The 25,834-nt window shown below is 70.2% G+C and carries 23 protein-coding genes and 1 pseudogene; 17 read left to right on the forward strand and 7 right to left on the reverse strand.

From position 1 onward, the window contains the following. Positions 1-19: 19 nt before the first annotated feature. The 6 genes and pseudogenes from HCA58_RS12515 to HCA58_RS23535 form a co-directional block, all read left to right on the forward strand. The gene (locus tag HCA58_RS12515; protein WP_169597972.1) at positions 20-997 is read left to right on the forward strand and encodes an ornithine cyclodeaminase; all 978 of its coding nucleotides are present in this window, start codon (positions 20-22) and stop codon (positions 995-997) included. Beyond that, on the forward strand, positions 994-2,148 hold the full coding sequence (gene hisC / locus HCA58_RS12520; protein ID WP_169597973.1) for a histidinol-phosphate transaminase: 1,155 nt from the start codon (positions 994-996) through the stop codon (positions 2,146-2,148). Before HCA58_RS12515 ends, hisC begins: the two co-directional genes overlap by 4 nt. After that, positions 2,145-3,173, forward strand: coding sequence for a cysteine synthase family protein (locus HCA58_RS12525; protein ID WP_169597974.1), 1,029 nt, complete (start codon positions 2,145-2,147; stop codon positions 3,171-3,173). Before hisC ends, HCA58_RS12525 begins: the two co-directional genes overlap by 4 nt. Before the next feature lie 136 nt (positions 3,174-3,309). Further along, positions 3,310-5,046 (forward strand): ABC transporter ATP-binding protein, encoded by a 1,737-nt coding sequence (locus HCA58_RS12530; protein WP_169597975.1) that lies wholly within the window; start codon positions 3,310-3,312, stop codon positions 5,044-5,046. Beyond that, the gene (locus tag HCA58_RS12535; RefSeq protein WP_169597976.1) at positions 5,043-6,875 is read left to right on the forward strand and encodes an ABC transporter ATP-binding protein; all 1,833 of its coding nucleotides are present in this window, start codon (positions 5,043-5,045) and stop codon (positions 6,873-6,875) included. The genes HCA58_RS12530 and HCA58_RS12535 overlap by 4 nt, the downstream gene beginning before the upstream one ends. A gap of 344 nt (positions 6,876-7,219) precedes the next feature. Further along, positions 7,220-7,792, forward strand: a pseudogene (locus HCA58_RS23535) (ATP-grasp domain-containing protein); the annotation flags it as partial. A 318-nt stretch (positions 7,793-8,110) separates the two neighbouring features. On the opposite strand, the gene HCA58_RS12540 reads toward HCA58_RS23535, so the two are convergent. Further along, positions 8,111-8,824, reverse strand: a complete 714-nt coding sequence (locus tag HCA58_RS12540) for a hypothetical protein (RefSeq protein WP_169597977.1) — start codon at positions 8,822-8,824, stop codon at positions 8,111-8,113. 198 nt (positions 8,825-9,022) lie between these two features. On the opposite strand from HCA58_RS12540, the gene HCA58_RS12545 reads away from it, so the two are divergent. Beyond that, positions 9,023-9,661 carry a nitroreductase family protein gene (locus HCA58_RS12545; protein ID WP_240956148.1) on the forward strand — a complete coding sequence of 213 codons (639 nt, stop codon included), beginning with the start codon at positions 9,023-9,025 and terminating at the stop codon, positions 9,659-9,661. 52 nt (positions 9,662-9,713) lie between these two features. Here HCA58_RS12545 and galE read toward each other — a convergent pair whose 3' ends face one another. Beyond that, the gene (galE, locus tag HCA58_RS12550; RefSeq protein ID WP_169597979.1) at positions 9,714-10,742 is read right to left on the reverse strand and encodes a UDP-glucose 4-epimerase GalE; all 1,029 of its coding nucleotides are present in this window, start codon (positions 10,740-10,742) and stop codon (positions 9,714-9,716) included. A gap of 201 nt (positions 10,743-10,943) precedes the next feature. Here galE and HCA58_RS12555 point away from each other — a divergent pair, with 201 nt between their 5' ends. The 9 genes from HCA58_RS12555 to HCA58_RS12595 are packed head-to-tail and all read left to right on the forward strand — an operon-like array spanning position 10,944 to position 20,372. After that, the gene (locus tag HCA58_RS12555; protein ID WP_169597980.1) at positions 10,944-12,116 is read left to right on the forward strand and encodes an inositol-3-phosphate synthase; all 1,173 of its coding nucleotides are present in this window, start codon (positions 10,944-10,946) and stop codon (positions 12,114-12,116) included. Further along, complete coding sequence (locus tag HCA58_RS12560) at positions 12,113-13,039, forward strand: HD domain-containing protein (RefSeq protein WP_205808460.1); 927 nt, start codon at positions 12,113-12,115, stop codon at positions 13,037-13,039. Before HCA58_RS12555 ends, HCA58_RS12560 begins: the two co-directional genes overlap by 4 nt. After that, complete coding sequence (locus HCA58_RS12565; protein ID WP_205808461.1) at positions 13,036-14,178, forward strand: class I SAM-dependent methyltransferase; 1,143 nt, start codon at positions 13,036-13,038, stop codon at positions 14,176-14,178. The genes HCA58_RS12560 and HCA58_RS12565 overlap by 4 nt, the downstream gene beginning before the upstream one ends. Positions 14,179-14,183: 5 nt before the next feature. Beyond that, entirely contained in the window at positions 14,184-15,170 is a 987-nt protein-coding gene (locus HCA58_RS12570) for a Gfo/Idh/MocA family oxidoreductase (RefSeq protein WP_169597981.1), read from the forward strand. 1 nt (position 15,171) lies between these two features. Continuing rightward, complete coding sequence (locus HCA58_RS12575; RefSeq protein ID WP_169597982.1) at positions 15,172-15,999, forward strand: hypothetical protein; 828 nt, start codon at positions 15,172-15,174, stop codon at positions 15,997-15,999. After that, positions 15,996-17,480, forward strand: coding sequence for a YcaO-like family protein (locus HCA58_RS12580; RefSeq protein WP_205808462.1), 1,485 nt, complete (start codon positions 15,996-15,998; stop codon positions 17,478-17,480). The genes HCA58_RS12575 and HCA58_RS12580 overlap by 4 nt, the downstream gene beginning before the upstream one ends. After that, positions 17,477-18,346 (forward strand): sugar phosphate isomerase/epimerase family protein, encoded by an 870-nt coding sequence (locus HCA58_RS12585; RefSeq protein ID WP_169597983.1) that lies wholly within the window; start codon positions 17,477-17,479, stop codon positions 18,344-18,346. The genes HCA58_RS12580 and HCA58_RS12585 overlap by 4 nt, the downstream gene beginning before the upstream one ends. Beyond that, positions 18,343-19,584, forward strand: a complete 1,242-nt coding sequence (locus tag HCA58_RS12590) for a glycosyltransferase family 4 protein (protein WP_169597984.1) — start codon at positions 18,343-18,345, stop codon at positions 19,582-19,584. Before HCA58_RS12585 ends, HCA58_RS12590 begins: the two co-directional genes overlap by 4 nt. Continuing rightward, positions 19,581-20,372, forward strand: a complete 792-nt coding sequence (locus HCA58_RS12595) for a PIG-L family deacetylase (RefSeq protein WP_169597985.1) — start codon at positions 19,581-19,583, stop codon at positions 20,370-20,372. Before HCA58_RS12590 ends, HCA58_RS12595 begins: the two co-directional genes overlap by 4 nt. Here the strand turns inward: HCA58_RS12595 and HCA58_RS12600 are convergent. Next, positions 20,362-20,949 (reverse strand): TetR/AcrR family transcriptional regulator, encoded by a 588-nt coding sequence (locus tag HCA58_RS12600; protein WP_205808463.1) that lies wholly within the window; start codon positions 20,947-20,949, stop codon positions 20,362-20,364. The two genes, HCA58_RS12595 and HCA58_RS12600, sit on opposite strands and share 11 nt — an antisense overlap. Between HCA58_RS12600 and HCA58_RS12605 the strand changes: the two genes are divergently transcribed. After that, positions 20,928-21,785, forward strand: a complete 858-nt coding sequence (locus HCA58_RS12605; RefSeq protein WP_169597986.1) for an SDR family NAD(P)-dependent oxidoreductase — start codon at positions 20,928-20,930, stop codon at positions 21,783-21,785. The two genes, HCA58_RS12600 and HCA58_RS12605, sit on opposite strands and share 22 nt — an antisense overlap. Before the next feature lie 110 nt (positions 21,786-21,895). Here HCA58_RS12605 and HCA58_RS12610 read toward each other — a convergent pair whose 3' ends face one another. The 4 genes from HCA58_RS12610 to HCA58_RS12625 are packed head-to-tail and all read right to left on the reverse strand — an operon-like array spanning position 21,896 to position 25,572. Continuing rightward, positions 21,896-22,654 carry an ATP-binding cassette domain-containing protein gene (locus HCA58_RS12610; RefSeq protein ID WP_169597987.1) on the reverse strand — a complete coding sequence of 253 codons (759 nt, stop codon included), beginning with the start codon at positions 22,652-22,654 and terminating at the stop codon, positions 21,896-21,898. Beyond that, a complete protein-coding gene (locus tag HCA58_RS12615; protein ID WP_169597988.1) occupies positions 22,651-23,652 on the reverse strand; it encodes an iron chelate uptake ABC transporter family permease subunit in 1,002 nt (333 codons plus the stop codon). Before HCA58_RS12615 ends, HCA58_RS12610 begins: the two co-directional genes overlap by 4 nt. Then, positions 23,642-24,628 carry an iron chelate uptake ABC transporter family permease subunit gene (locus HCA58_RS12620; protein ID WP_169597989.1) on the reverse strand — a complete coding sequence of 329 codons (987 nt, stop codon included), beginning with the start codon at positions 24,626-24,628 and terminating at the stop codon, positions 23,642-23,644. Before HCA58_RS12620 ends, HCA58_RS12615 begins: the two co-directional genes overlap by 11 nt. Next, on the reverse strand, positions 24,625-25,572 hold the full coding sequence (locus HCA58_RS12625) for a siderophore ABC transporter substrate-binding protein (protein ID WP_169597990.1): 948 nt from the start codon (positions 25,570-25,572) through the stop codon (positions 24,625-24,627). The genes HCA58_RS12620 and HCA58_RS12625 overlap by 4 nt, the downstream gene beginning before the upstream one ends. Between the last annotated feature and the right edge of the window lie 262 nt (positions 25,573-25,834).

Here is a 25,834-nt window from a genome sequence, read left to right on the forward strand (position 1 = left end):
GAACGAAGGAGAACCTCTCATGTCACAGCGCTACGCCGCGCCCGGACAGTTGTGGTTGCTGCCGCAGTCGGAGCAGGAAGGGCTGAACTTCGACTATCGGCAGGTCCTTGACGTCGTCGAGGGCGCCTACCGCGCTCTGCGGGAGAGCGGGTCGAACAACCCGGTCAAGACGGTCATCGAGGACCCGGACGATCACTCGCTCAGCTACTCGATGGTGGCCCGAGACGGCGGCACCGACACGGTCTGTTTCAAAGCCGTCTACGAGTTCGACCCGAGCCGCCGCCGCGACGACTATCGGTTCCACTCGTTCATCTTCATCGCCGATGACACCACCGGGACGCCCATCGCACTGATGGACGTGGTGAAACTGGGGCCGTTGCGATCGTCGGCCAGCAGCGCGTTGTTCGCCCGGGCCGCCTGCCCGGACGCTCGCACCGCCCTGGTGATCGGTACCGGCGTCCAGGGGCAGATGGCCCTGCCGATGCTGGTCGCGGCGCTGCCGGAGCTGGAGCGGTTGCAGGTCTGCGGTACCTACGCCGACGGACTACGGGCCGTTCAGGACAGTGTCGACGGTCGCGAGGTGGAGATCGTCGACGATCTCCAGAAAGCCGCCGGCGAAGCGGACATCCTGATCGGCGCATCCGGTCTGTCCGTGACGAAGGTGGTCCAGCGTGACTGGGTGAAGCCCGGATCGATCTCCGTTCTGCTCGGCTACGGCGTGCACGACGTGTTCCACGGCGCCGACTACCGGATCGCCACCGACATCACCCAGATGCAGGTGACCTGCGGCAAACTGCGGGGCCCGGACGGGAGCCTGCCCCCGATCGACGGGGAACTGCCCGACATCCTGCTCGGCCGGACACCGGCCCGACGTGATCCCGGCGATGTGGTCTTCGCCTACAGCAGCGGGATGGCGGTCACCGACGCCGCGCTGGGCCGCTACATCGCGGACCTCGCGCTGGCCGCCGGGCGTGGCCAGCGGGTCGATTTCTGGTGAGCGCGGTCGAGGCCGGTGTCGTCGCGGCGGTGACCTCGGCATCCGTTGTGCGTGAGGTGGTGGCGGGCCTGCCCGCCTACGATCCCGGCGCCGACCCCGATGCGGTGGCCGCCTGCAGCGGCACCGCCCACGTGATCAAGCTGTCCAACAACGAGAGTCCGTTCGGTTGTTCGCCGTTGGCGACCGAAGCGGTACGCAGGCGTCTGGACAGCAGTGTCTCCCGCTATCCCGACCCCACCGGGAGGCGGCTGGCGGAGGCCATCGGGGAGCGCCTGGCGGTACCTGCGGAGCGGATCGTCCTGGGCAACGGTTCGGAGAACATCCTGGAGCTGCTGTGCCAGGCGGTACTGGATCCGGGCGACCTGGTGACCACGCAGGCACCGGGCTTCAGCCTGCACGAGATCTTTCCCCGGATGGTGGGGGCCCGGGTCGAGAAGGTCCCGGTCACCGCGGCGTTCGGGTTCGACCCGTCCGCCTGGCGGGACGCGCTGGCGGCCGGCCCGAAACTGATCTTCCTTGCCAATCCGTGCAATCCGACCGGCGCGATCCTCAGTATCGGCGAGTTGGAGCACCTTGTGGCCGAGACCCCGCAGTCGGCTCTGCTGGTGCTCGACGAGGCGTACTGCGAGTTCGCCCGGCCCGACCCGAGCTATCCCGACGGACTGGCGGTGCTGCGCGAGCAGCACCGGCCGTGGATCGTCCTACGCACCTTCTCCAAGGCGTACGGCCTGGCGGGTGTCCGGGTGGGCTACGGTGTCGCTTCCGACGACGCCTTGGTCGAGGCGCTGGATCGGGTTCGCGCGCCCTACAACGTCAACCAGTTGGCCCAGGACGCGGCCGTCGCAGCGCTGGGTGACCACGCGCATCTGGCGGAAACTGTCCGGCGGACCGGCGTCGAGATCGTCCGGGTCGCGGACAGGCTGCGCGAAGCGGGCTTCCGTGTGGCCCCGTCGTCGGCCAACTTCGTGTTCATCGACACGGGGCACCGCTCCGACTGGGTGGCCCAGGAGTTGCACCGTCTCGGGATCGTCGTCAAGGCCTGGCGTGAGCCGGGATACGAGACCTTCATCCGAGCCTCATTGTCGCTTCCCGAGGACAACGACTTCTTTGTGCGTTGTCTGATGCGAATCTGTGCGGAGGGTGAGCAATGATCAGGGACAGGGTATCCGATCTGATTGGGCGGACGCCGCTGCTCAGACTGTCGGTGCCGGAAGGGGCGGGCACCGTCCTGCTCAAGATGGAACAGTACAACCCCACCGGTACCGCCAAGATCCGGATGGCCCGGAACATGGTGGACGAGGCCGAGGAACAGGGGTTGCTCGCCCCGGGCGGGTGGCTGGTCGAGGCCACCTCCGGTAACACCGGGATCGGCCTGGCACTCATCGCCGCTGAACGGGGCTACCGGTTCACCGCCGTGGTGGACAACCATTCCAGTGTCGACAAGCTGCGCGGGATGCTCGCCTACGGGGCCGAGTTGTTGAACGTCGGCGGCGGCCATGACGGACTGGCCACCGCCGAACGCTATGCCACCGCCCGCCGGCTCGCGGCCGAGCAGGGAGCGTTCTGCACCTCGCAGGACAGTAACCCGGGAAACCCGAACGGATACCGGCCGCTCGCCCGCGAGTTGTACGACGATCTGGGTGGCGAGATCCACTACCTGTACGGAGCGGTCGGCACCGGCGGATCGCTCTGCGGGACGGGCCGGGTCCTCCGCGAACGCATCCCGGGGCTGAGGATCGTCGGTGTCGAGCCGGTGGGTTCGGTGAACTTCGGTGGCGAAGAGGCTCCCTACCATCAGTCAGGGACCGGGACGCCGGTGGTGTCGGAGATCTGTGACACCCTCGACTACCGCTTGATCGACGAGGGGATCAAGGTCAGCGATTCCGAGGCGTTCGAGACCTGCCGTTACCTCGCCCGGAGTTTCGGCATCCTCGTGGGCGGCTCGGCGGGGGGCGTGGTGTACAAGGCGCTGGAGCGGGCGCAGCGCGTGGGGCCGGAGACCACCATCGTCGCGTTGGTGTGCGACGGCGGTGAGAAGTACCTCGACACCGTCTTCAACGACGAGTGGATGGCTGCCAACGGTCTGTACGACGCGCAGGTCGTCGACCGGCTCGCGTCGATGCTGCGTCGCACTGGGACCGAACGGGCTGGACAGACGCCGGAGCAGGTGCACTAGCCGAAGGGTGTCTTGCTCTACTGTCATCGTTTTGTCTGGAAAGATAACGGTTCCCGTTACCGTAAGCGACGGTAGGGACGGCCCACGATGGCCGGCTGCCTGCGGTCGGTGATCTTGTCAGTGTGGAGGTGTCGGCGTGTGGTCGACGGTGAAGTTGTTCCTTGGCCTGCGACCACGGTCGTGGGTGGAGATCGCCGGCCTGGTCGGGGTGATGTTACTGGTGACGGCGACCTACGTCGGCCAGGGCCTGATGATCGCGGACCTGCTGTCCACGGTCTTCTCGTCGGCTGACATCGCCGGCTTGGCGGTACCCCTGGTCGTGATCGGCGTGCTGCAGGTGGTTCGGATCGGGCTGATCGTGGTGCGGGACGCATGGGCGCCGAAAGTGTCGGCCCGGGTGAAGGGGGCGGTACGTGAAGGACTGACCCTCAAGCTGATGGAGATCGGTCCCGGACAGGCGCAACGGATGCGTACCGGAGACCTGCAGTCCACGCTTGTGGACTCCGTGGAGTTGCTCGATCCGTTGCTCGGTCGGTTCGTCCCGACGGTGCTCGCGTCGGTGCTGGGTTCCTGTCTCGCCTCGATGTACGTGATAGCGGTGGACCCGGTGGTGGGTCTGGTCGTGTTGGGCTGTGCGCTGCTCGCCCCGTTGTCGAAGTTGGCCGGGGAAAAGTCGATCAGGGAACGTGGTAGCCGCTGGACGGTCTCCTACCGGAGCATGTACTCGGAGAGTCTGGACGCTGTGCAGGGGATGGCGACCCTGAAGGCGTTCAACGCCAGCGGGCGGCGCGGTCGAGAGCTCATCGAACGTGGGGAGGCGTTCTGCCGTGACTCGATCAGGCTGATGGTGGCCTGGTGCGGCACCTCCAGCATCGGCGCGCTGATGGTCCCGATCGGCACCACCGCCGCGGTGGGTCTGGGCGCCTGGCACGCAGCCACCGGCTCGGTGGGTGTCGCGGGATTGTTCACGATTCTCATGCTCACCCGCGAGACGTTCCGTCCGATGACCGAACTGGAGGCGGCCTACCACTCGGCCTACTACGCCATCCCGGCCAGCCGTGCGGTCGCCGACGTGCTGAATCTGGAGCCGGTGGTCAAGGAACCGACGACCCCGGCACCAGATCTGCCCTGTGATCCTCCGGGCCTGGAGTTCCACGATCTCCGATTCTGTTACCCGACCCGGCGGGCGCCCGCGCTGGACGGGCTCAACCTGGTCATAACGCCGGGCGAGCGGGTGGCCATCGTGGGGCGCTCGGGAGCAGGGAAGAGCACCATCATCGGGTTGCTCATGCGCTACTTCGACACCGACGAGGGGTCGATCCGAATCAATGGCCGCGACATCCGCGAGTTCCCCCTGCGTGACCTGCGATCGATGATCGGCGTGGTCTCACAGGATACCTACCTGTTCCACGGCACCGTACGTGACAACCTGCTCCTTGCCAGGCCGGACGCCACCGACGAGCAGATCCGACGCGCGGTGACCGCGGCGCAGGCCGCCGACTTCATCGCCCGTCTTCCCCAGGGCCTCGACACCGTCGTCGGTGAACGCGGCCTGAAACTGTCCGGTGGCGAGCGGCAGCGCATCGCGATCGCGCGCGCGCTGCTCAAGGACGCCCCCGTGCTCGTGCTCGACGAACCGACCTCGAGCATCGACGCAGCCAACGAGGCAGAGATCACGCAGGCCCTCGGTGACCTGACCCTCGGCCGGACGACGATCATCATCGCGCACCGGTTGTCCACGGTGCGTGCAGCCGACCGGATCGTGGTGATGGAATCCGGCCGGGTGGTCGAATTCGGCAGCCACCCCGACCTGGTGGCACGCAAGGGCCGTTACGCCGAACTCGTCGCTACCCAGGCTGGTGCCCTCGCATGACCCTGACCGTGCACAACCACAGCCACGACCACAGCCACAGCCACGACCACAGCCACAGCCACGACCACGACCACGACACGGGAGGCGGCCGCAGTCCGTCGCTGATCATCAGGCTGAGGAGTCTGATGCCCCTGCTGGGCGAGCATCGCCGGCTCATCCTGGTGGCCTATCTGGCTGGTGCGCTGCACCAACTGTTCCTGCTCGCCTCATCCGGCATCGGTGCCTACGTGGTGGCCCGGGCCGCGACGGGAGCCCCGCTCGACGAACTCACCGGCTGGTTGACAACCCTCGGCGCCCTCATCGTGCCGTTGGTCGTCCTGAGCATCGCTGACAGCACGTACGCCCACATCGCCGCCTTCCGCGCACTGGCCGACACCCGGGCGAAGGTGTACAGCGCCTTCGAACGGCTCTCGCCCGGTTACATGCTCGAACGGCGCTCCGGTGACCTCGGCGCCGCCGCGGTCGCGGACGTCGAACAGATCGAGTTGTTCTTCGCCCACACCCTCAGTCCGCTCGCGGTCGCGTCGACCGTGCCCGTGGCCACCACCGTCGCTCTCGGCTGGTTCCACTGGTCACTGGCCTGCGTCCTGATTCCGGTGCTGGTACTGCTTGCCTCGGTTCCGGCATGGCTGCGGCGGCAGGCTGAACGACACGGGCACGAGCTACGCGACTCGCTCAGTCAGATCAGCGCCGACAACACCGACACCTTCCAGGGGCTCCGTGAACTGGTGAACTTCGGCGCACACTTCCAGCGGCTCGGTTTGCTCCGCAAGCAGAGCGTCCGGCTGGCCGAAGCGAAATCCGCGCACGGCCGCCGTAGTGGCATCGAGTACGCCGCCACGGACACCATCGCACTGCTGGGAATACTGGTGGTGCTGACTCTCGGCGCGTGGCTCGTCGTCGCGGGTGAACTCGACCGCGCTCTCTTCCCGGTCGCCGTCGTACTCGCGGCGATGGCGATGCTGCCCGTGCTGAAGGTGACCGAGGTCGCGCGTGAACTGTCCGTGGTGGCCTCGTCAGCGGACCGCATCAACACGCTGCTCGACGCACCCGCCCCGGTGTCGGACCTGGTCGACCAGCCGCCCGAGGGCCCGATCGTGCCGCATGTGCGCTTCGACGCTGTCACCTTCGCCTACCGCAGCGACCTGACCCCCGCCGTACGAGATGTCTGTTTCGAGATTCGCCCCGGCGATACGGTCGCGCTGGTGGGACACTCCGGTGCCGGGAAATCGACCTGCGCCAACCTGCTTCTGAGGTTCTGGGACGTCACCGCCGGGTCAGTTTCCGTGGGCGGACACGACGTTCGCGACTTCCCGCAGGAGGACCTTCGCCGCCTCATGACGCTGGTTCCGCAGGACACCTTCCTGTTCAACACCAGCCTGCGGGAGAACATCCGTCTGGGCCGCGCCGACGCCTCCGACGAGGATGTCGAGGCCGCCGCGCGGGCCGCCCAGGCCCACGAGTTCATCACGACACTGCCAGAGGGCTACGACACCGTCGCGGGTGAACTCGGCGCGCTCATGTCCGGCGGTCAACGGCAACGGATCGCGATCGCGCGGGCCCTGCTCAAGAACGCTCCGATCCTGGTGATGGACGAGGCGGTGTCGAACCTCGACGCCGCAAGCGAACAGGCGGTCAACCAGGCGATGAACGAAGCCCGGCACGGCCGGACCACGCTGATCATCGCCCATCGGCTCTCCACCATCAGGACCGCGGACCGGATCGTCGTGCTGTCCGCCGGACGAATGGTCGAGACCGGAACACACGAGGAACTCGTTGCCGCCGGTGGCGCGTACGTCGACCTGCTCGCCTCGCAACTGCAAGGGTGAGTTTTTCCCTTACGACGTAAGGATCCATCATGCCCACAATCCTGATCCTCGGTAGCGGACGGGACCCGGACCGCGAGCGCATCCTGGCATCGGTGGCCGCCGAGCACGACGTGGTGCTCGCTCAGGAGTCGCCAGCGACCTGGGAGGTCCGCTACGCCGACTCCGTACACCGGATCGCCGCCGACGACCTGGCGTCCGTGCTGCTGCTGGCCCGCGAGAAATCCGTGGATGCGGTGCTCACCTGGGAGGAGGCCTGGATCGAGACCGCCGCGGCCACCACCAGCGCGCTGCGGCTACCCGGTCATCCTGTGCCGTCCGCCCGCGCCTGTCGGGACAAGCACCGGATGCGCCAGGCGTGGGCCGCCGCAGGGGTGCCGTCGGCTCGGTCGGTCCTGGTCACCGACGAGGTGCAGGCTCTGCGCGCTGCCGCCGAGCTGGGGTACCCGGTCGTGGTCAAGCCGCGTTCGGAGACCGGCGGCGCCGGGGTACGGCTGGCCCGCGGACCTGCGGATCTGGCCCGTGCCTACACCAGGGCGGCCCGCGCCGACGGTGCTCTGGTGGAGGAGTACCTGGACGGGCCGCAGCTCAGCGTCGAATCGGTGGTGGTACGCAGTGGCCGGTTGCACGTGGTCGCGGCCGGCACCCGGCACCCGAGACCAGCGCCCGAACTCGCGACAGCCAGCCGGATGATCTCAGTTCCTGAGCAGGTCGAGCACCTGGCTTCGGTACGCCGTGCCGTCGACGCCGCCCACGCCGCGCTCGGGCTGTGCGAGGGCGTCACCCACACCGAGGTGCGGTTGACCGCCGACGGACCCCGGTTGATCGGGCTCAACGCCCGGCTCGGTGGTGACCTGATCTCCCGGCTCGTGCCGTTGGCCACCGGCGTCGACCTGGTCGCGGCGGCGGTCGACACGGCGCTCGGGAGACAACCGCAGCTGCGGCACACCCGGCGGCGTACCGCCGGGATCATCTTCCGCCACGGAGACACCCTACGCACGGGTCGACCTGCTTCACTGCCCGACGGTGTCGAGTCGGTGTGGACGGCACCGGAGGGCCAGGCGGCCCGATTCGGCGGCCGGACCGGGCATGCCATCGTGGTGGCCGACGACGAAACCACCTGCCACGACCAGTTGAAGCAGGCGTACGCGGCGCTGTCTGCGGACCTCGGGTCGGTGAACGCTGCCGTTCCCGGCATCACCGGCGGTATCCCTCCTGCCCGGCGTGCGGATCGGCAATTACACCAGCAGGGTTTCCCGCATCCGTGCCCCCGGATTGATGCGGTCGACCACGCGGGGGCCGGTGGGATCGTGGACGTCGAGAGTGTTGTTGCGGCGCATCATCTCGCGGACCGGAGGTGGTAGGCGAGGCGGATCGTCGAGGGCCGCGAGAACCTGTCCGGTGGCCGTGATCAAACGGTCGGCCAGTGCCGCGGCGTCGGTGTCCACCCGTACCCGGCCGTACTCCCAGCCGATGATGGTGAGGTCGAGCATCTCGAAGGCGCGGGCCAGGAGCAGGTCCGGGTCGGTCACCTGGCCGAGCCGGGGCGCGCGGCTGCCGATCACCGAGACGGCGGCGGTCACCTGCACGTACGGGTGGAGACCGCTCGGCAGCGCGAACAGCGGCCACCGCAAGGCCGGTGCGGCTTCCTTCCACAGCGGCCGGTAGTTCCGGCGGTTCACCAGCAGCCGCCGGCCCGTGTGCCGGAGCACGTGGTGGGCTTGGGCTTGCAGGTCCGCGTGAGCCTCTTCGGCGGCCTCGATGACCATCCGGGCCGCCACCACCAAGCCGTCGTCGTCGTCCAGTATCCGGGTGATCGCTTCGACGTGTGCGGGGAACCGGAGCGGTGAGTCGACGTCGTGGTGGTGAGTGACCTCCCGCAGCAGCGCCTGCTGCCGCCCTGGATCGAGCTGGACCTGATTGCTACCCAGCAACTGCCGGAGCCAACGCATCATGCCTCGTTTCAGCCGCTGCAGACCGCCGCAATGTTAGTGCGTCGGACACCCGTCGTACCGCGCAGGGTGCGGCACCGTCCGGGGCGGTACCCGAGCCGGACGGTGCACCGGACCCGGATGCGACGTCCGCGCTGGGTACCCGTCCGTGGCGTCCGGCACACTGACCTGATGACTGCAGACGGAACAGTGGGGTCGATGCGGGCCGCACCCCGCTCCGAGGTTCCTGCCGACGAGGCGTTGGCCCGGGCGCACGCCTTCGCCGCGAGCCTGTCGACCCGGCGCTCCATCCGTCAGTTCTCCGACCGCCCGATACCCGCGGGTGTCCTCGAGGAGGCGGTGCGGGCAGCGGGCAGCGCGCCCAGTGGCGCCAACGTGCAGCCGTGGCGGTTCGTGGTGGTCACCGATCCCGAGGTACGCCGCACGTTGCGCGAGGCTGCCGAGGCCGAGGAGCGCGAGTTCTACCGGCGGCGGATCTCCGACGAGTGGCGGGACGCGTTGACACCGCTGGGAACGGACTGGCGTAAGCCGTTCCTGGAGACCGCGCCGGGCTTGATCGTGGTGTTCGAGGTGCACAAGGGCCCGACGTCGCCGAAGCCCTACTACGTCAAGGAGTCCGTGGGCATCGCCGTGGGTTTTCTGCTGGCGGCGCTGCATCAGGCAGGTCTGGCGTCTCTGACCCACACACCGAGCCCGATGGGGTTCCTCAACGACATCCTTGGTCGGCCCCGGGAGGAGCGCGGGTACGTCGTGATTCCCGTCGGATACCCGGCGGCGGACGCTGTGGTGCCCGTGATCGACCGCAAACCGCTCGACGAGATCCTCGTCCGCAGATGACTCCTGGCACCCCCTCCCGGTGTTCACGTCACGGCAGGTCCGACGGCGCCGGTCAGCCGGCCAGGCTGTGCGGCACGACGGCGAGGTCGGGTAGCAGCCGTTCCCGCCGGCCGAACCAGGCCAGGGAGTCGGCGATGCCGGCGGTCAGGTCCCGCTCCGCGCGCCAGCCGAGCAGGTCCCGGGCGAGGCGGCTCCGGGTGTACGCCCCCACCCCGTCGCCGGGGCGGCGTGGCGCCTCGGCCACGGCGACGGTCGGGTCGACCAGCGCGTTGAACGCCGCGATCAGCTCCAGGACCGTGGTACCGGTACCGGTGCCGAGATTGACGGCCAGGTGGCCGGGCCCACCGGCGGGGAAGAGTTCGTCGAAGCGGTCCAGGGCCCGCAGGTGGGCGGTGGCGAGGTCCCAGACGTGAACGTAGTCGCGCAGCCCGGACCCGTCGCGGGTGGGCCAGTCCAACCCGGCGACGGGGAACGGCTCGCCGGTGCGGTGGGCGTGGATGAGGCGACCGAGCGCGTGGGAGGGCGTGGGCAGTTGCAGCCCGGTACGCAGGGCCGGGTCGGTGCCGATCGGGTTGAAGTAGCGCAGCGACAGCACGCGCAGCGGGGTACTGGCCGCGACGTCGGCGAGCATCCGTTCCACCACCAGCTTCGTGTGCGCGTACGGGTTGCCGGCGCCCAGGGGTGACGTCTCGTCGACCGCGAGGTCCGGGCCCGGCTGGTAGATCGAAGCCGACGAGCTGTAGATCAGGCGGCGTACGCCGTGGACGAGTAGCCGGTCGACGAACTCCACCGTCGCGGCGACGTTGGCGCGGTAGTAGTCGACCGGCCGGGCCACCGAGTCGGGTACGACGGTCAGGGCCGCGCAGTGCACGACGGCTTCGATGTCCGGATGACGGTGCAGTACGCCGTCGACCAGACTGGCGTCGGCGATGTCGCCTTCGTGGAAGATCCGGCCGTAGCAGAACTCCCGCCGACCGGTGACCAGATTGTCGATCACCACGGGCGTGTGGCCGGCGTCGAGCAGGCAGGAGGCAACGGTGCTGCCGATGAAACCGGCACCACCTGCGATGAGCACCTTCACGAGCAGCCCCTCCCCCGTAGGCGTACCGCCGGTGCGGTGTCCGCACCTACCTGCATCTTGCCCACATGCGACGGCCGGCAGCGGCCGATCGTCGTAGCCGGTGCCCTCCGGCCGATCGGCGTCGAGCTGCGGGAATGCCCGCTCCGTTCGCGGGTATCCGGCCGCCCGAGTTCGGGCGTCCGGGTGGACACGGGAGGAAGCATGGCGGAGCAACGCATCGGGGTCGCGGTGGTGGGACTGGGTGGCGCGGTGGCCACGACGGCGGTGGCCGGGGTGGAACTGCTCAAGTTGGGAATGCGCGACACGTCGGGGTTGCCGCTGGCCCACCGCACCGACCTGGTGCCGTACGAGTCGCTGGTTTTCGGCGGTTGGGACCTGTGCCCGGACGACCTGGCGAAGGCCGCGCACGTGCACCGGGTGGTGGAGCCGGTGCAGCTGGACACCGTGGCCGAACCGTTGCAGGCGATCAAGCCCTGGCCGGCGGTGTCCGACCCGCAGTGGTGCCGCAACGCGACCGGCGCCAACGTGGTGCCGGTCGGACCGCTGCGTGAGCGGGTCGCGTACGTCTGCGAGGACCTGCGCCGGTTCCGGACGGAACAGGCACTGGATCGGGTGGTGGTGGTCAACCTCGCCTCCACCGAGGCGCGCCCCGACCCGACCGCGCCGGTGCTGTCCGATCTGGCCGAGTTCGAGAGGGGGCTCGACCGCGACGACGCCACGATGACGCCGGGCCTGCTCTACGCGTACGCGGCGATCCGGCAGGGGTGCCCGTACGTGAACTTCACCCCGAGTCTCGGAGCAGACGTGCCGGCGCTCGTCGAACTGGCGGAGCGGGAGCGGGTGCCGGTCGCCGGCAAGGACGGCAAGACCGGCCAGACCTTGATCAAGACTGTGCTGGCCCCGGCGTTCCGATCCCGGGCGCTGGTCGTCGAAGGGTGGTACTCCACGAACATCCTGGGCAACCGGGACGGGCATATCCTCGACGACCCGTCGTCGCTGGCCAGCAAGCTGGACACCAAGGGGTCGGTGCTCGACGACATGCTCGGGTACGCGGTGGAGGACCACGTGGTCCGTATCGACTACTACCGGCCGCGAGGTGATGCGAAGGAGGCCTGGGACAACATCGACCTGGTCGGCTTCCTGGGTCAACGGATGCAGATGAAGGTCGACTTCCTGTGTCGGGATTCGATCCTCGCCGCGCCGCTGGTGATCGAGTTGGTGCGGCTGGTCGTGGAAGCGGCCCGCCGTGGCGAGGGCGGCCCGCAGGAGCAGCTCGGCTACTTCTTCAAGGCGCCGTTGACCCGCGGCGGTACTGCGGAACACGCCCTGCACGTTCAGGAGCGGACCCTGCTGCGGTGGTTGGATGCGGCATGACGGCCGTGCTGGCGGCGGCGCCGACCCGCCGGCTGGCTGCGGTCGTACCGGCTTTTCGGCAGATCGGTGACCTGAAGCGCGTCCGGGTGGCGCACGCCGACGGCTCCGTGGCCGCACGGGCCTTCGAGCGGTCGTGGGCGGCGCTGGTCGACGGCGCGGATCCGGCGGCGGTGGCGGCCCGGGAGTGCGCCGCCGCCGTGGCGGGGGCGCGTCTCGCCGGCCTGGACGCCGCCACCCTCACCGCCTGCGGACTGTCCGCGCCGGACGCGGAGACGGTCCTTGCCCGGGCGGTCGCGGAACTCGCCGACGCGCTGCACGGGGCCACGGTCGGTCGGCTACGTGATGCGCTGCCGGGTCTGGTGGCCGATCGTGCGACAGCTGATGCTGCGCCGTCGTTCGTGTCCGCCCTGTGCCGGCAGCCCCGCGCCGGTGCCACCGCGCCGGGACGGCCCCGTCTGATGGTCGAGCCCGCCGAGAACCACGCGGAGCACAGCTGGGCGGTGGCCGTCTACGCCGCGTTGCTCGCCGACGACGTCGGCGCGGATTTCGGCCAGGCATTTCTTCTCGGGCTGGCACACCACCTGCACAACGCCCGGCTGCCCGACGCCGGTTTCGCCGGTGAGCAGCTGCTCGGTGAACACCTCGACCCGATCGTCGACAGGTTGACCGAGATGGAACTCGCCTGCCTGCCCGCTGCGCTCGCGGCCCGGGTCGACGCGGCGCTGGCGGGCCGGGTCGACGTGGACACCCCGCTCGGTGCCGCGTTCCACGCCGCCGACGTGTTGGACCGGGTGCTCCAGACCCACCATCACGCCCGGGTGGCGGCCTTCACCGCCGAGCAGGCACTGGTCGACCTTCAACTGGTGCACGACGGGCCGTTCGCCGGGTACCACCGTGCGGTGCTGCGGGCGGCCGGGCTGTGACCGCCGTCGGTATCCCGGTCGCCGGTACTCGGTGGCGCGGCCCGGACGGCAGCGGGCTGCGGGCCGACACCGCACACAGCCTCACCGACGGGATGCGCCGCTGGCCGGTGGTCGAAGGTATCCCGTGGCTACGCCCCGGGCGTGAGGAACTACGTGCGGCCACGGTGGCGGCGCTGGACGCCGGCGACCCGCACCGTGCGACGATGCTGCTTCTCGCCGACACCGACGACTGGTGGGACGGCGGTCGGCCCGCACCGCGCCGGCTGCGTGCCGCGCTGGCGGCGGGAAGCCTCACCGAGGCCGTCGACCTGCTTGGTCTCGGCCGGGTCGGCACCTACTTCCGGCACCGCTGGTCCGATCCCAGCTGGCTGGCCACGCTGGCCCTGACCGCCGCTCACCCGCCGGCCGGTCGGGCGGTGGTGGATCTTGCTTGCGGCGCCGGGCATCTGCTGCGGCATCTTGCGCTGCACGGGCACACCGACCTCACCGGTGTCGACGTGGTCTTCGCCAAGTTGTGGCTGGCCCGCCGTTTCGTGTTGCCAACCGGCGCACCGGTCGCCCTGGTCTGCGCCGACCTGACCGCCGGCTGGCCGCTGCCGCCCTCGTCCGTGCCACGTCACGTCGCCTGCCACGACGCGCTGTACTTCCTGTCGGACAAGGCCGGCTTCGTGGCCTCCGCCACCGCCGCCGCCGGGCCACGGGGAGCGGTGCTACTCGGGCACCTGCACAACGCCGCGCACCCGGCGGGCCGGGCCGGCCTGCCGCTGCGCGCCCACGAGTGGACGGCGCTGCTGCCCGGTGCCACGGCGTACGCCGAGGAGGAGCTGACCGCCGCGACTGCCGGTGGCCGGCTCCCGGTGGCGGCCACCGGGGCGGCGCTGGCCGCCACGGAGGCGCTCGGGCTCGCCCGCGACGAGGCCGCCGCACCGGCCGACCCTGCGCTGCTGACACCCGCCGACGGTGTGCCGGTGCGCCCGAACCCCCTCTACCCCGACGGTGACCGCACCTGGCCCGACGACCGGTGGGCGGCCGAGTACGGCGACCGGGCGGCGACGTACCTGCCGCCGCGCTGGCCCGACCCGCCCGGACCGGACGCGGTGTGCCGTCGGCTCCTGCTCGACCTGCCCGAGCGGTGGTGACGGGTGTGAACGATGCGGTGCGTTGGGGTGTGGTGGGCTGTGGCTGGGTGGCGCGTGACCATGTCGCTCCCGCGATGCGGGCCGCCGGTGCCCGCCTCCTGGTGGCTTGCGACCCTGACCCGGCGGCAGCCACCGCCCTGCGGCCGGAGGCGCTGGCCACCACCGAGCTCGACGCATTGCTCGATCAGCCCGACGTCGAGGCGGTCTACGTCGCCACGCCGACCGACAGTCACCCCGATCTGGTCGCCGCGGTCGCCAAGGCGGGACTGCCGGTGCTCTGCGAGAAGCCGCTCGCGGCGACGGTGACCGACGCCCGCCGGCTCGTCGCCGCCGCCGGTGGCACACTCGCCGGTACCGCCTTCGACCAGCGGTTCCACCCGGCGCACCGGCTCGTCGCCGAGCGTGTCGCCGGTGGGGACCTGGGCACGGTGACGGCGGTACGCATCACCTACGGCTGCTGGCTGCCCCCGGACTGGTCTCCGGACGGCCGCCCGCACGACAACTGGCGGGTCGATCCGGCCCGCTCGGGTGGCGGCGCGTTGGCCGATCTCGCCCCGCACGGCGTGGACCTCGTCGGCGTGTTGCTCGGCGACGACCTGACCAGCCTCGCGGTGCTCACCCAGCGGCGGGTGCACCCCTACCCGGTCGACGACGGGGCGGTGCTGGCCGGTGTCACGGCCGGTGGCGTCCTCGTGTCGGCACACGTCAGCTTCAACACCGCCGAGCAACTACCCCGCCGTCGTCTGGAGATCGTGGGTACCCGTGCCCAGCTGGTGGCGGTGGACACGATGGGCCAGACCGCCGGCGGTAGCCTCCGGCGTCTGGACGCGGCCACCGGCGTCGTCACCGAGCTGCCCTTCGATACCCGCACCAGCCCGTTCACCGCGCAACTCCGCGCGTTCGGGGCGGCGGTACGTGGTGCCGACTGGCCCTGGCCGCTGGCCCGGGACCTGCGCCTGCACGAGTTGCTGCACACCGTGGGAGGGGCTTGACATGCCGCTGCGGCCGTACGCGTGCGACAACTGCGGGCACTGGCAACGCTGGTTCGCACCGCCGCCGGGCTGCCCCGTCTGTACGGACGTGCGCAACGCCCTGCCGGAGGAGGGTTGGCTGTTCCACTCGGCTGACGAGGTGGGGAACGGGCGGCAGGCCCGGTGGGTCGAGGTCGCCCCCGGGGTGACCGGCTACTGGTGTGAGCCGCAGCTCGGGCTGGGCAGCACCGGGTGGGTCATCGAGACCGACGCCGGTGCGGTCGGCTGGGAGGCCGCCGGCTGGTACCCGCCCGCCGCGCTTGCTGACCTGCGCCGCCGCGGTGGCCTGGTCGCGCTCGGTGCCAGTCACGTGCACGGTTACGGCGCGCTGTGGCAGTTGCAGGACGAGCTGGCCCCGCCGGTGCTCGCGATCGGTGTCGACGATCTGGTGTGGACGAAGGCGTTCCAGGTGACGTGGCCGATCGACGACCGGCACGAGTTGGCTCCCGGCCTGGTCGTGTACCGCAGCGGTGGCCATTTCCCCGGCCACAATGTCCTGCACGACACCCGACGGGGCATCCTCTTCGTCGGTGACCTGATCAAGGTGGATCTGGCCGGCACGACGCCGGTCGGGTTGTCCTGCCACAAGGCGTACCACGCCCAGATCCCGCTGTCGCACGCCGAAGTTCGTCAGGCCCGGGAGCTGATCGAGACACTCGACTTCCAGGCGGTCGCCACCCCGTTCGAGTTCGCGGCGCCGGTCGGCCGTGAGCAGGTGCTCGCCCTGTTCGACCGGCAGCTGCGCGGGCAACCGACGGCCGGTCCGATTCCCATCGAGGAGCTGACATGACCCGAGCACTGCGATCCCGTACCGACACGGTCACCGCGATGTCGGTCGCCGACCAGTTCGCCGCCGCCCTGCCGCCCGGTGAGGTCGGTGATTTCGACGTGAGCGCGGTGGACCGGCTCGGCGTGCCGGTCGTCACCGCCGATCACCTCGGTGCCGGCTGGCCCCGGGCGGTGGCCTTCGGCTACGGGCTGACCGCCGAGCAGGCTCGTACCGGTGCCTACGGGGAGCTGGCGGAGGAACTGCTGCTGCACCGGCACCTGCGTGGTGTCGTTCCCCGCCGGGCCTCCTACGCGCAGCTGCGGGGTGAGGTTGGGCCGGACGGGGTGGTCGATCCCCGGTCGCTGGTGCTGACCGCCGGCACGACCGTCGACGACGAACAACCGCGGTCCTGGCTGCCCACGTTGCGCTGGCGTACCGGCGAGACCGTCCTCGTCCCGGCCGAGTTCTGTGCCTCGTCCGGCGACGACCTGCCGTGGCAGGACCCGGCGGAACGGCTCGTCACGGTGATAACCAACGGTTCCGGCGCGGGGGACACCGTCGAGCGGGCGGTCGCGCACGGCCTGCTGGAGCTGCTGCAACGCGACGGCAACGTCACCGCCTTCCGGGCCATGGACCGCGGTGTGGTGCTCGATCTGGACGAGGTGCGCGACCCGGTGACCCTGGCGGTGCTGGCGCGGCTGCGTGACGCCGGGGTCGAGGTGCTGCCGAAACTCGCCGCCACCGACTTCGGGATGGTCGACGTGCACGTCGTCGGGATGGACCGGGAGCCGGAGACACCGCCGCTGGCGGTGACCGCGTGCGGCGAGGCAGCCCACCCGGACCGGGAGGTCGCGCTGCGCAAGGCGCTGCTGGAGTACGTGTCGTCCCGCGCCCGGAAGGTCTTCTCCCATGGGGCGCTCGGCGCACTGACGCCGGTAGCACCGGAGGCGTACTGGCGGCGGGAGTTCGTCCGGCCCCTGACGCCGCAGGAGCCGCACGCGTTGCGGGCGATGCGCGAGTGGACCCGGCTCACCGGCGCCGAGCTGCGTGACCTGCTGACTGTGGTGGTGCTGGCCGAACGGACCCGGGTGCCGTTCTCGTCGCTGCCCACCGTGGCGTCCGGCGCACTGGACGATCCGCCCGCACTGTTGTCGGATCTGCTGCGCAGGCTCGCCGACTTCGACGTGCTGGTGGTCGTGGCACCGGGGGAGGGGGCGGTCGCGGTCAAGGTGATCGTGCCGGGGCTGGAGGCCGAGACGATGTCCTACGGCCGGATCGGGGCGCGTGGGGTACGTCGGCTCGTGGAGCGGGACTCACCGCTGGTGGGCATGGGTACGCCGCCGCGCGAGGGGGCCGCACCGGTCGTCCTGGACGCGGCCGGACGGGAGCAGCTCGGCGGTGACGCCTGGCTCGACCTGGCCGGGGTGAACCGTACGGTCGGACCGCTCTATCCGCTGTACCGGGAACCGGCCCGGCACGCCGTCGCCCGGAGCGCCGGATGAGCCTGCGGTACGCCTACAACACCAACGGGATGACCTCGCACCGCCTCGACGACGCCCTCGCGTTGCTCGCCGACACTGGCTACGACGGGGTGGCCCTCACCCTCGACGTGGCGCACCACGACCCGTACGCCCCGGACCTTGCCGGCCGTACCGCGCGGCTCGCCCGCCGGCTCGCGGGACTCGGCCTGGCCAGTGTCGTGGAGACGGGTGCCCGTTTCCTGTTGGACGCCCGCCGCAAACACCATCCGACCCTGGTCTCGCCGGACGAGGCGGACCGCGCCCGGCGGGGTGACTATCTGCGTACCTGCGTCGACGTGGCGGCCGACCTGGGCAGCGAGGCCGTGTCGTTCTGGGCCGGCGTGCCGGAGGCCGGCACCGACCGGGAACGCTGCTGGGGCTGGCTCGTCGACGGCGTCCGTGACGTGGTCTCGTACGCCACCGGGCGGGGCGTGCGGTGTGCGTTCGAGCCGGAACCGGGCATGCTGGTCGACGACTGCGACGACTGGGCTCGCCTCGCCGCGCTGGTGCCCGGCCTGACCCTCGCCCTGGACACCGGGCACTGCCTGGTATCCGGCCGGTACTCGCCGGCCGAGGCGGTGCGGGCCTTCCGGCCGGCGCTCGGTGCCTGCGCGGTGGAGGACATGCCGCGTGGCCGGCACGAGCACCGCGCACCCGGCGAGGGTGACATGGACCTGCCGGCGGTGCTCGGCGCGCTCACCGAGACCGGCTACCGCGGGTTGGTCAGCCTGGAGCTGTCCCGTGACGCTCATCGGGCCGATGTTCTGGTACCGGCCGCGTTGTCCGCGCTGCGGGCCGCCGAACGTGCCCACTCCGAGGCGGTGTTGCTGGAGGTGACCGCGACGTGAGGATCTGCTTCGTCTCCCGCCGCTACTGGCCGGCGGTGTCCGGCATGAGCGCGTACGCGGAGAACCTGCTCCGGCACCTGGTGCGGGCCGGTCACGACGTCACGCTCGTCTCCCAGTTCCGGGGCGACGCAGCCGGTCGCGCCGTCTACGGTGGTGGCCCGCCGCCACCGGACCGGGTGCCGGCAGGGGTCACCGTGTACGCGCTGGAGGCGCACGGCGAACAGGCCGTCGGTCGGGGTGAACCGGCCGACTTCGAGGCCGACGTGGCGGCGATGACCGCCACGGTGCTCCGGCTGCACGCCCGGCGTCCCTTCGACGTCCTGCACGCCCAGTACGCCTACCCGAACGGCCTGGCGGTGCTGCGGGCGGCCCGGGCCGCGGGCCTGCCCGCCGTGGTCTCGGTGCAGGGCGGCGACGGGCACTGGGTCGGCACCTGCTGCGACACCCACCGGCAGCTGGTCCGGGCGGTCTTCGCGGCCGCGCCGGCACTGCTGATCGGCTCGGAGTCGTTCGCCGCCGAGGTGTGCGACCGGCACGGCGTCGACCCGGCCCGGTTCACCGTCGTGCCGGGGGCCACCGACACCGACCGGTTCGCACCGTCGCGGCCGTTCGGTGAGCTGTCCGACCCGCCGGTGCTGCTCTACCACGGCCGCGTCGACGCCCGTAAGGGCGTGCTCGACCTGCTCGACGCGGTGGCGAAGGTGCGCGCCGACGGCACGCCGGTACGCCTGCTGATTTCGGGGATCGGCCCGGACGTGGAAGCCACCACCTCGCGGGTCGCCGAACTCGGCCTCACCGACGACGTCGAGCAGCTCGGCGCGGTGCCCTACGAGACGGCTCACCAGGTGTACGCCCGCGGTGACATCTTCGTCAGCCCCACCTACGCCGAGGGCTTCTCCAACACCATCCTCGAGGCGATGGCGTCCGGTCTGCCCGTGGTCTCCACCGACGTGGTCGGGGTGCGTGACTGCGTACGCCCGGAGGACAACGGGCTGCTGGTGCCCGCCGGGGATGCGGCGGCTCTGGCCACGGCGGTGCGCCGGCTCCTCGCCGACGCCGACCTGCGTACGCGACTCGCCGCGCGGGCTCGCCGCGACGTGGTACGGGACTGGAGCTGGCCGGTGGTCGCCGGCCGGGTCACCGCGATCTACGACGGGCTCGGCACGACCGTGCCGGAGATCGCCGACCCCCCGCCTGATCGGGCGTGCCGCTTCCGCGCGGCACCGCACCTGCTGTGACCCGCCGCGCTGTGGCGGTCAGCCCACATCTCGACGACGCGGTCTTCTCCGTCGGCGGCACCCTGGCCGTGCTCGCTGCCGCCGGATGGTACGTCGAGGTGCTGACCTGCTTCACCGCCTCCGTGCCGGACCCGTCGCCGTTCGCCCTGTCCACCCAACTCGACAAGGGCCTGCCGGCGGACGTCGACTACATGGCGTTGCGCCGTGCGGAGGACGTGGCGGCCTGCCGGATTCTCGGTGCCGTGCCGGTGCATCTGCCGCTTCCGGAGGCTCCGCATCGCGGCTACGACAGTGCCGCCGCTCTGTTCACCGGCGTCCACCCGGACGACACCGTCGGTGTCGCGTTGTCCGTGGCCCTGAGCCTCCGGCTGCGCGCCGCGGATCTGGTGCTCGCTCCGCAGGCGCTCGGTGGGCACGTCGACCACCGGGTCGTCACCGAGACGGTCGTGAGCTGCGCCTCGGGTGTCCTGTGGTGGCGTGACGTGCCGTATGTCCGCCGGGCACCGCAGGAGCCCCCGTGGCAGGCTGTGCCGGACGGGGTCGAGCAGCCCGTCGACATCGGCGACCGGCTCGCCGCGAAGGTCCGTGCCGTCCGCTGCTACACCACCCAGGTCGACTTCCAGTTCGGTGGTTCCTCGCGGGTCGGGTCGGTGTTGGGCGCGCTGGCTGCCGCCGAGGCAGCGCGGCTCGGTGGGCGGGGCTGCGTCGAGGTGCTGTGGGGGCCGGTGGGGCGCCTCGCCGGGGTTTGCGCCTCCACCCAGGGCGGCGGCGTCCTGTTCAGCCCTTGAGTCCGTCACGGAGGACCGTGAGGATCCGCCGTTGGCTTTCCTGGTCGGGGTCGACCTGCTCCAGAGCCCGTGCGGTGCCGACCATCAACCCGATCAGCTCGGGCGTGGTGACGTCCGGCCGTACCGCCGCGGCCTGCTGTGCTCTGACCAGTAGCTCGCCCATCGCGTCGCGCAGGTCGGCGCCGACCGATGAGATCGCCGTCCGGACGGCGGTCATCGTCTCGTCGCCGGGTTCGATGGCGTCGGTGAAGGCGTGTTTGACCGTCGACTGCCGGACGGCTTCGGTGAAGAACGCGAAGAAGCCGGTGCCGACGTCGTCGACGGTGGCCATCTCCCGCGCGTACGCGGTCAGCTCCCGTAACCGGGAAACGAAGACCGCCTCGATGAGGGTGGCCTTCGTGGGGAAGTGCCGGAAGACGGTGCCGATCGCCACACCGGCGAGTTCGGCGAGGTCCTCGGTCGAGGCGGAGGGTCCCGCCGCCGCGAAGACCTGTTCGGCGGCGGCGAGGATTCGGGCCCGGTTGCGTTGGGCGTCGGCGCGCATCCTTCTGGGCGGTGGCGAAGGCGAGGAGGTCACGCAGGCATTATCAGCCGGAAGAAAGTGAGTGCACCGGCGCGTCGGAAGCCCCGGACGCCCTGCCCCTGGATCTCGCCCAGCTGGACAGCGTCCGCACCTTCGTCCGCACCTTCGTCCGGGCCGTCGTCGAACGGCTCGACGGCACCGCCATCGACGCACTCGTGCTCAACGCCGGCCTCAGCTTCCGCGACGCTGACCGGCGCACCGTCGACGGCTTCGAAACCACCTTCGCCGTCAACCACCTTGCGCACTACCTGCTGATCCGGCTGCTGATGCCGCATCTCGCACCAGAGGCCACCGTCATCCTCACTACCAGCGGCACTCACGATCCCGACCACCCCACGCTCCTGCCGACACCACCCCGGCACGCGGACGCCCGCCTGCTGGCCCGCCCTGAAACCGACCCCGAGCGCGACACAGACCCACGAGCGGCCGGCGGTCGGGCGTACACGTCGTCGAAGCTGTGCGTCGTGCTGACCGCGCGGGCCCTCGCCGCCCGGCCGGAGGCCGTCAACGGGCGCTGGCGGGTGGTCGCGTTCGACCCCGGACCGACGCCCGGCACCGGACTGCTGCGCGACACCTCACTCGCGATGCGGGCGGCCTGGCGGCTGCTCAGCCCGGCGACCCGCCTGATGCCCCGGTTCAACCGCCGCGACGCGGTGGCCGCAGCCCTGAACGATCTCACGCTCGGTGTCGTGACCGCCCCGCCCGGGCGCTGCTACGCCCGTGTCGTGCGCAACCAGCTGACCTGGACGGACCCGTCCCGCCTGGCCCGCAGCGACCTCGCCCGGGACGCCCTGTGGGCCGACAGTGCCGACCTGCTGTGCCTGCCCTGAACCTGCGGTCACCGACCAGGAGGTCCGGTTGGGTGACTGATCGGCGGAGCGTTGCTGCCGGTGCCTGCTTCACGGGTACGACGAGACACCGACTGCAGTGTAGGTCTCCGTCACAAGTGGTAGACCGCCATGGGATGACCGCCGAACTCCTCGACGGCGATGTCGAGGCCGTACACCTCCCGTAACACCGCGGTCGTGATGACCTCGGTGGGCGTTCCGACGGCGTGGATGCGTCCGGCGCGCATGGCGACGATCCGGTCGGAGTGGGCTGCGGCGAAGTTGATGTCGTGCAGGACCAGCACGATGCGTTTGCCGAGTTCGTCGGCGGCACGTCGGAGCAGCCGCATCGTCTGTACGCAGTGTCGGAGGTCGAGGCTGTTGAGCGGCTCGTCAAGCAGAAGGTAGTGGGTGTCCTGCGCCAGCGTCATCGCCAGGAAGGCGCGCTGCCGCTGCCCGCCGGAGAGCTGGTCGAGGAACCGGTCACCGACGGAATCGAGATCGAGGTAGGCGATGGCCTGGTCGATGGCGTCCCGGTCGGCGGGGCCGAGCCGACCCCGACCGTGCGGGAAACGGCCGAAGGCGACCAGATCCCGTACGGTGAGCCGGGCGGTGAGGTGGTTGTCCTGCCGCAGTACCGCCAGCCGGCGGGCGAGTAGTGCGCCCCGGGTGGTGGTCACGTCGAGGCCGTCGACGGTGATGGTGCCGTCGTCGATCGGCAGTAGTCGTCCGATCATCGACAGCAGGGTGGACTTGCCCGCGCCGTTGGCGCCGATCACGGAGGTGATCCCGGGGTGCCCGAGTTCGATGCTGACGTCGTCGACGACGGCGGTGTCCGCGTACCGCTTGGTGACCGACTGGAGGACTATCACCGTGCGCCCTTCCTGGTGACGAGGATGATGAAGAAGATCCCGCCGACGAACTCGATCACGACCGCGAGCACGGTGCCGAGGTCGAATATCCGTTCGAGAAGCAGATGGCCGCCCACCAGGAAGATCACCGCGAGCAGGATGGCTGCGGGGACCGTGTGCCGGTGCAGGTGACTGCCGATGAGGTGGTAGGCGAGGTTGGCGACGATGAGCCCGAGGAAGGTGATCGGTCCGACGAGCGCGGTGGAGACCGCGACCAGGACCGCCACGAGGGCGAAGACGGCCGCGACGAGCTGCCGGTGGTGCACGCCGAGGCCGATCGCGTGGGCTCGGCCGAGGCCGAGGACGTCAACTTGCCGGCCGATCAGTAGGAGGCCGACGGTGGCGAGCGTGATCGTCGCGGCGGAGAGGCCGAGCAGCTGTGGCTGCACACTGAAGCTCGCGAAGAAGGCGTCCTGCAACACCGCGAACTCCGCTGGGTCGATCATCCGTTGCAGCAGGTGGGTCACGCTCCGGAAGAGCACGCCGAAGAGGACTCCCACCAGCACCAGCAGGTGGATGCTGCGTCCGGCCCCGGTGAAGATCCACCTGAACAGGGCGGTGGCGAACAGGACCATCACCACGATCTCGACCGTCCACTGCAGCGTCGGTTCGGTGGCAACGAGCGCGCTCGCTCCGAAGAGGTAGACCACCACCGTCTGGATGAGCAGGTAGAGCGAGTCCAAACCCATGATCGCCGGGGTGAGGATGCGGTTCTCCGTGACGGTCTGGAACAGGACGGTAGCCGTGGCGACGGCGACCGCCACGAGCAGCATCGCCGCGAGCTTGCGTGCACGGAGCTGCACCACGTAATCCCAGGAGCCGGTCACGTCGGTGAACAGGTAGGTGGTCACGAGCAGGACGGCCACGCCTGTCAGGGTGAGGATCCGGACGCGGACCTGCTGTCTGCGTCGGTGGGGGACCGTGCCGGTCGCGGCCTGACCCACGGTGTCAGTGGACACGTTCGGAGCTCCTCAACAACAGGTAAAGGAACACCGCCGCGCCGACGACCCCGACCACGACGCCGAGCGGGATCTCGTACGGGTAGCGGACCGTACGGCCCACCAGGTCGCAGGCCAGTACGAACGCCGCCCCGGCCACCGCCACCCAGGGGATCGCCCGACGTGCGTTGTCCCCGAGGACCAGGCGGACGATGTTCGGCACGACGAGCCCCAGGAACGGGATGGCGCCGACGGTCACCACGACGACCGATGCCACGGTGGCCACGACCGCGACCCCGAAGGTGAGCGCACGCCCGTAGTGCATGCCGAGGTTCGTGGTGAAGTCGCGGCCCAAACCGGCGACGGTCAACCGGTCGGCGGCGACCCAGGCGGTGATCGTCGCGGCGAACGCCACCCACAGCAGTTCGTAGCGGCCCCGCAGGACGCCGGAGAAGTCTCCGGTGAGCCAGGTGTCCAGGGTCTGGAGTAGATCCAGCCGGTAGGCGAAGAAAGTTGTCACCGCTCCGACGACTGAACCCAGCATGATGCCGATCAGCGGCACCAGGATGACCGAACGCACCGGAACGCGGCGTAGCAGCAGGAGGAACAGGGCGGTGCCGAGCAGGGCGAACCCGATGGCCACGGCCATCTTGCCGGTCAGCGGCAGCCCGGGTGCGCCAACCGTGACCACCAGCAGGCCGAGGGCGGCGGCCTCGGTGGTCCCGGTGGTACCCGGCTCGACGAACCGGTTACGGACCAGCATCTGCATGATCAGTCCTGCGATGGCACTGGCCGCTCCAGCGAGCAGCAGCGCGACGGTGCGTGGCAGCCGGCTGGCGGCCAGCAGTAGTGCCGCTTCGCTGTCCGGTCCGCCGTGAAGCAGGCTGACCGGTGTCACGTCGGCGACGCCGACGAAGACGCTCGACACCGCCAGAGTCGCCGTCAGGGCGACGCCCGCAGCCAGAGCCGCGGACGTCGCCCTGATGCCTCGCATCACTTCGTCAGACCGGTGGTGACCTGGTCGATCATCTGGTTGACTGCGGTCAGCCCGCTCATCACGATGTACCACGGTGCCGGGTCGAGGTAGATGACCTGTTCGTCGGACCAGGCGGTGGTCCTGGCCACGACCTCGTTGTCGAGAACCTCCTGGGCGGTTTTCGTTCCTTCGCCGGTGGCGGCGTCCCGGTCAACGACGAAGAGCCAGTCGGGGTTGGTCTTCAGGATGAACTCGAAGGACACGGGGTCGCCGTGGGTGGCGGCCTCGACATCGGCGATGGCAGGCGTCACCCCGAACTCGTCGTGCAGCCAGCCGAAGCGGGAACCCGGTCCGAACGCGGTGACCTCACCGGCGCTGGTGAGTACGATCAGGCCGCTGCCGGCGTCGCTGGCACTCTCCTTGGCTGTGCTGATCTTCGTGTCGATGTCGGCGAGCGCTGTGGAGACCTCGGCCTGCTTGTCGAAGATCGTTCCTAGCTTCTCCGTGTTCGTGACGAAACTCGACTTGAAGCTCGTCCAGTCGAGAGTCAGGTCGACGGTGGGGGCGATCTTGCTCAGTTCGCCGTACGCCTCCGCTGAACGGTTCGCCACGATGATCAGGTCCGGCTCGGCGGCGTTGACGGCCTCGAAGTCGGGTTCGAACAGGGTGCCCGCGTCGATGAACTCGTCGCCGTTGTACTTGTCGAGGTAGGACGGCAGGTTTCCCTTGGCGACGCCGGTCACCGGGATGCCGAGCGCGTCGAGGGTGTCCAGGCTGGCCAGGTCGAACGTGATGACCTTCTCGGGGTTGACCGGCGCGGTGGTCGAACCCTGCGCGTGTTCGATGACCACGGTGCGTTCTTCCGTGGCTGCGGACTCGGTCGAGCCGTCCGGTTCGGTGCCGCATGCGGTCAGGGTCACGGCGAAGGCGGCGACCAGACCGACCTGAAGGAGGGGGGACCTCATGTGTCTACTCCGGGGGTGGGAAGTGGCTGAGCATCAGCCCGAGTTAGGTGAGGCTAAGCTAACTTCGATCAAGCGATGGCGCAACCACCTGCTGTTCTGCTCACATGACCGCGTACGCCGGTGGGGTGGGAGACGGTGGTGTTGTCGACCTGCCTCCAGTGGTGAGGATGATCGATTGACAGGGTGTGAGCGTGGTTGTAACTTCGTCGAGATCATTGGTGAATCGATTTACCGCGTAGCTCGCGGGAGCCGGCGACCGACG

The sequence above is a fragment of the Micromonospora sp. HNM0581 genome (assembly GCF_012726175.1).
GTDB lineage: Bacteria > Actinomycetota > Actinomycetes > Mycobacteriales > Micromonosporaceae > Micromonospora.

Coding starts and splice junctions, on each gene's coding strand:
- HCA58_RS12585 (WP_169597983.1), top strand. CDS start 17,477: ATGAGCCTGCGGTACGCCTACAACACCAACGGGATGACCTCGCACCGC.
- HCA58_RS12540 (WP_169597977.1), bottom strand. CDS start 8,824: ATGCGTTGGCTCCGGCAGTTGCTGGGTAGCAATCAGGTCCAGCTCGAT.
- HCA58_RS12525 (WP_169597974.1), top strand. CDS start 2,145: ATGATCAGGGACAGGGTATCCGATCTGATTGGGCGGACGCCGCTGCTC.
- HCA58_RS12555 (WP_169597980.1), top strand. CDS start 10,944: ATGGCGGAGCAACGCATCGGGGTCGCGGTGGTGGGACTGGGTGGCGCG.
- HCA58_RS12535 (WP_169597976.1), top strand. CDS start 5,043: ATGACCCTGACCGTGCACAACCACAGCCACGACCACAGCCACAGCCAC.
- HCA58_RS12545 (WP_240956148.1), top strand. CDS start 9,023: ATGCGGGCCGCACCCCGCTCCGAGGTTCCTGCCGACGAGGCGTTGGCC.
- HCA58_RS12575 (WP_169597982.1), top strand. CDS start 15,172: ATGCCGCTGCGGCCGTACGCGTGCGACAACTGCGGGCACTGGCAACGC.
- HCA58_RS12625 (WP_169597990.1), bottom strand. CDS start 25,572: ATGAGGTCCCCCCTCCTTCAGGTCGGTCTGGTCGCCGCCTTCGCCGTG.
- HCA58_RS12580 (WP_205808462.1), top strand. CDS start 15,996: ATGACCCGAGCACTGCGATCCCGTACCGACACGGTCACCGCGATGTCG.
- HCA58_RS12560 (WP_205808460.1), top strand. CDS start 12,113: ATGACGGCCGTGCTGGCGGCGGCGCCGACCCGCCGGCTGGCTGCGGTC.
- HCA58_RS12515 (WP_169597972.1), top strand. CDS start 20: ATGTCACAGCGCTACGCCGCGCCCGGACAGTTGTGGTTGCTGCCGCAG.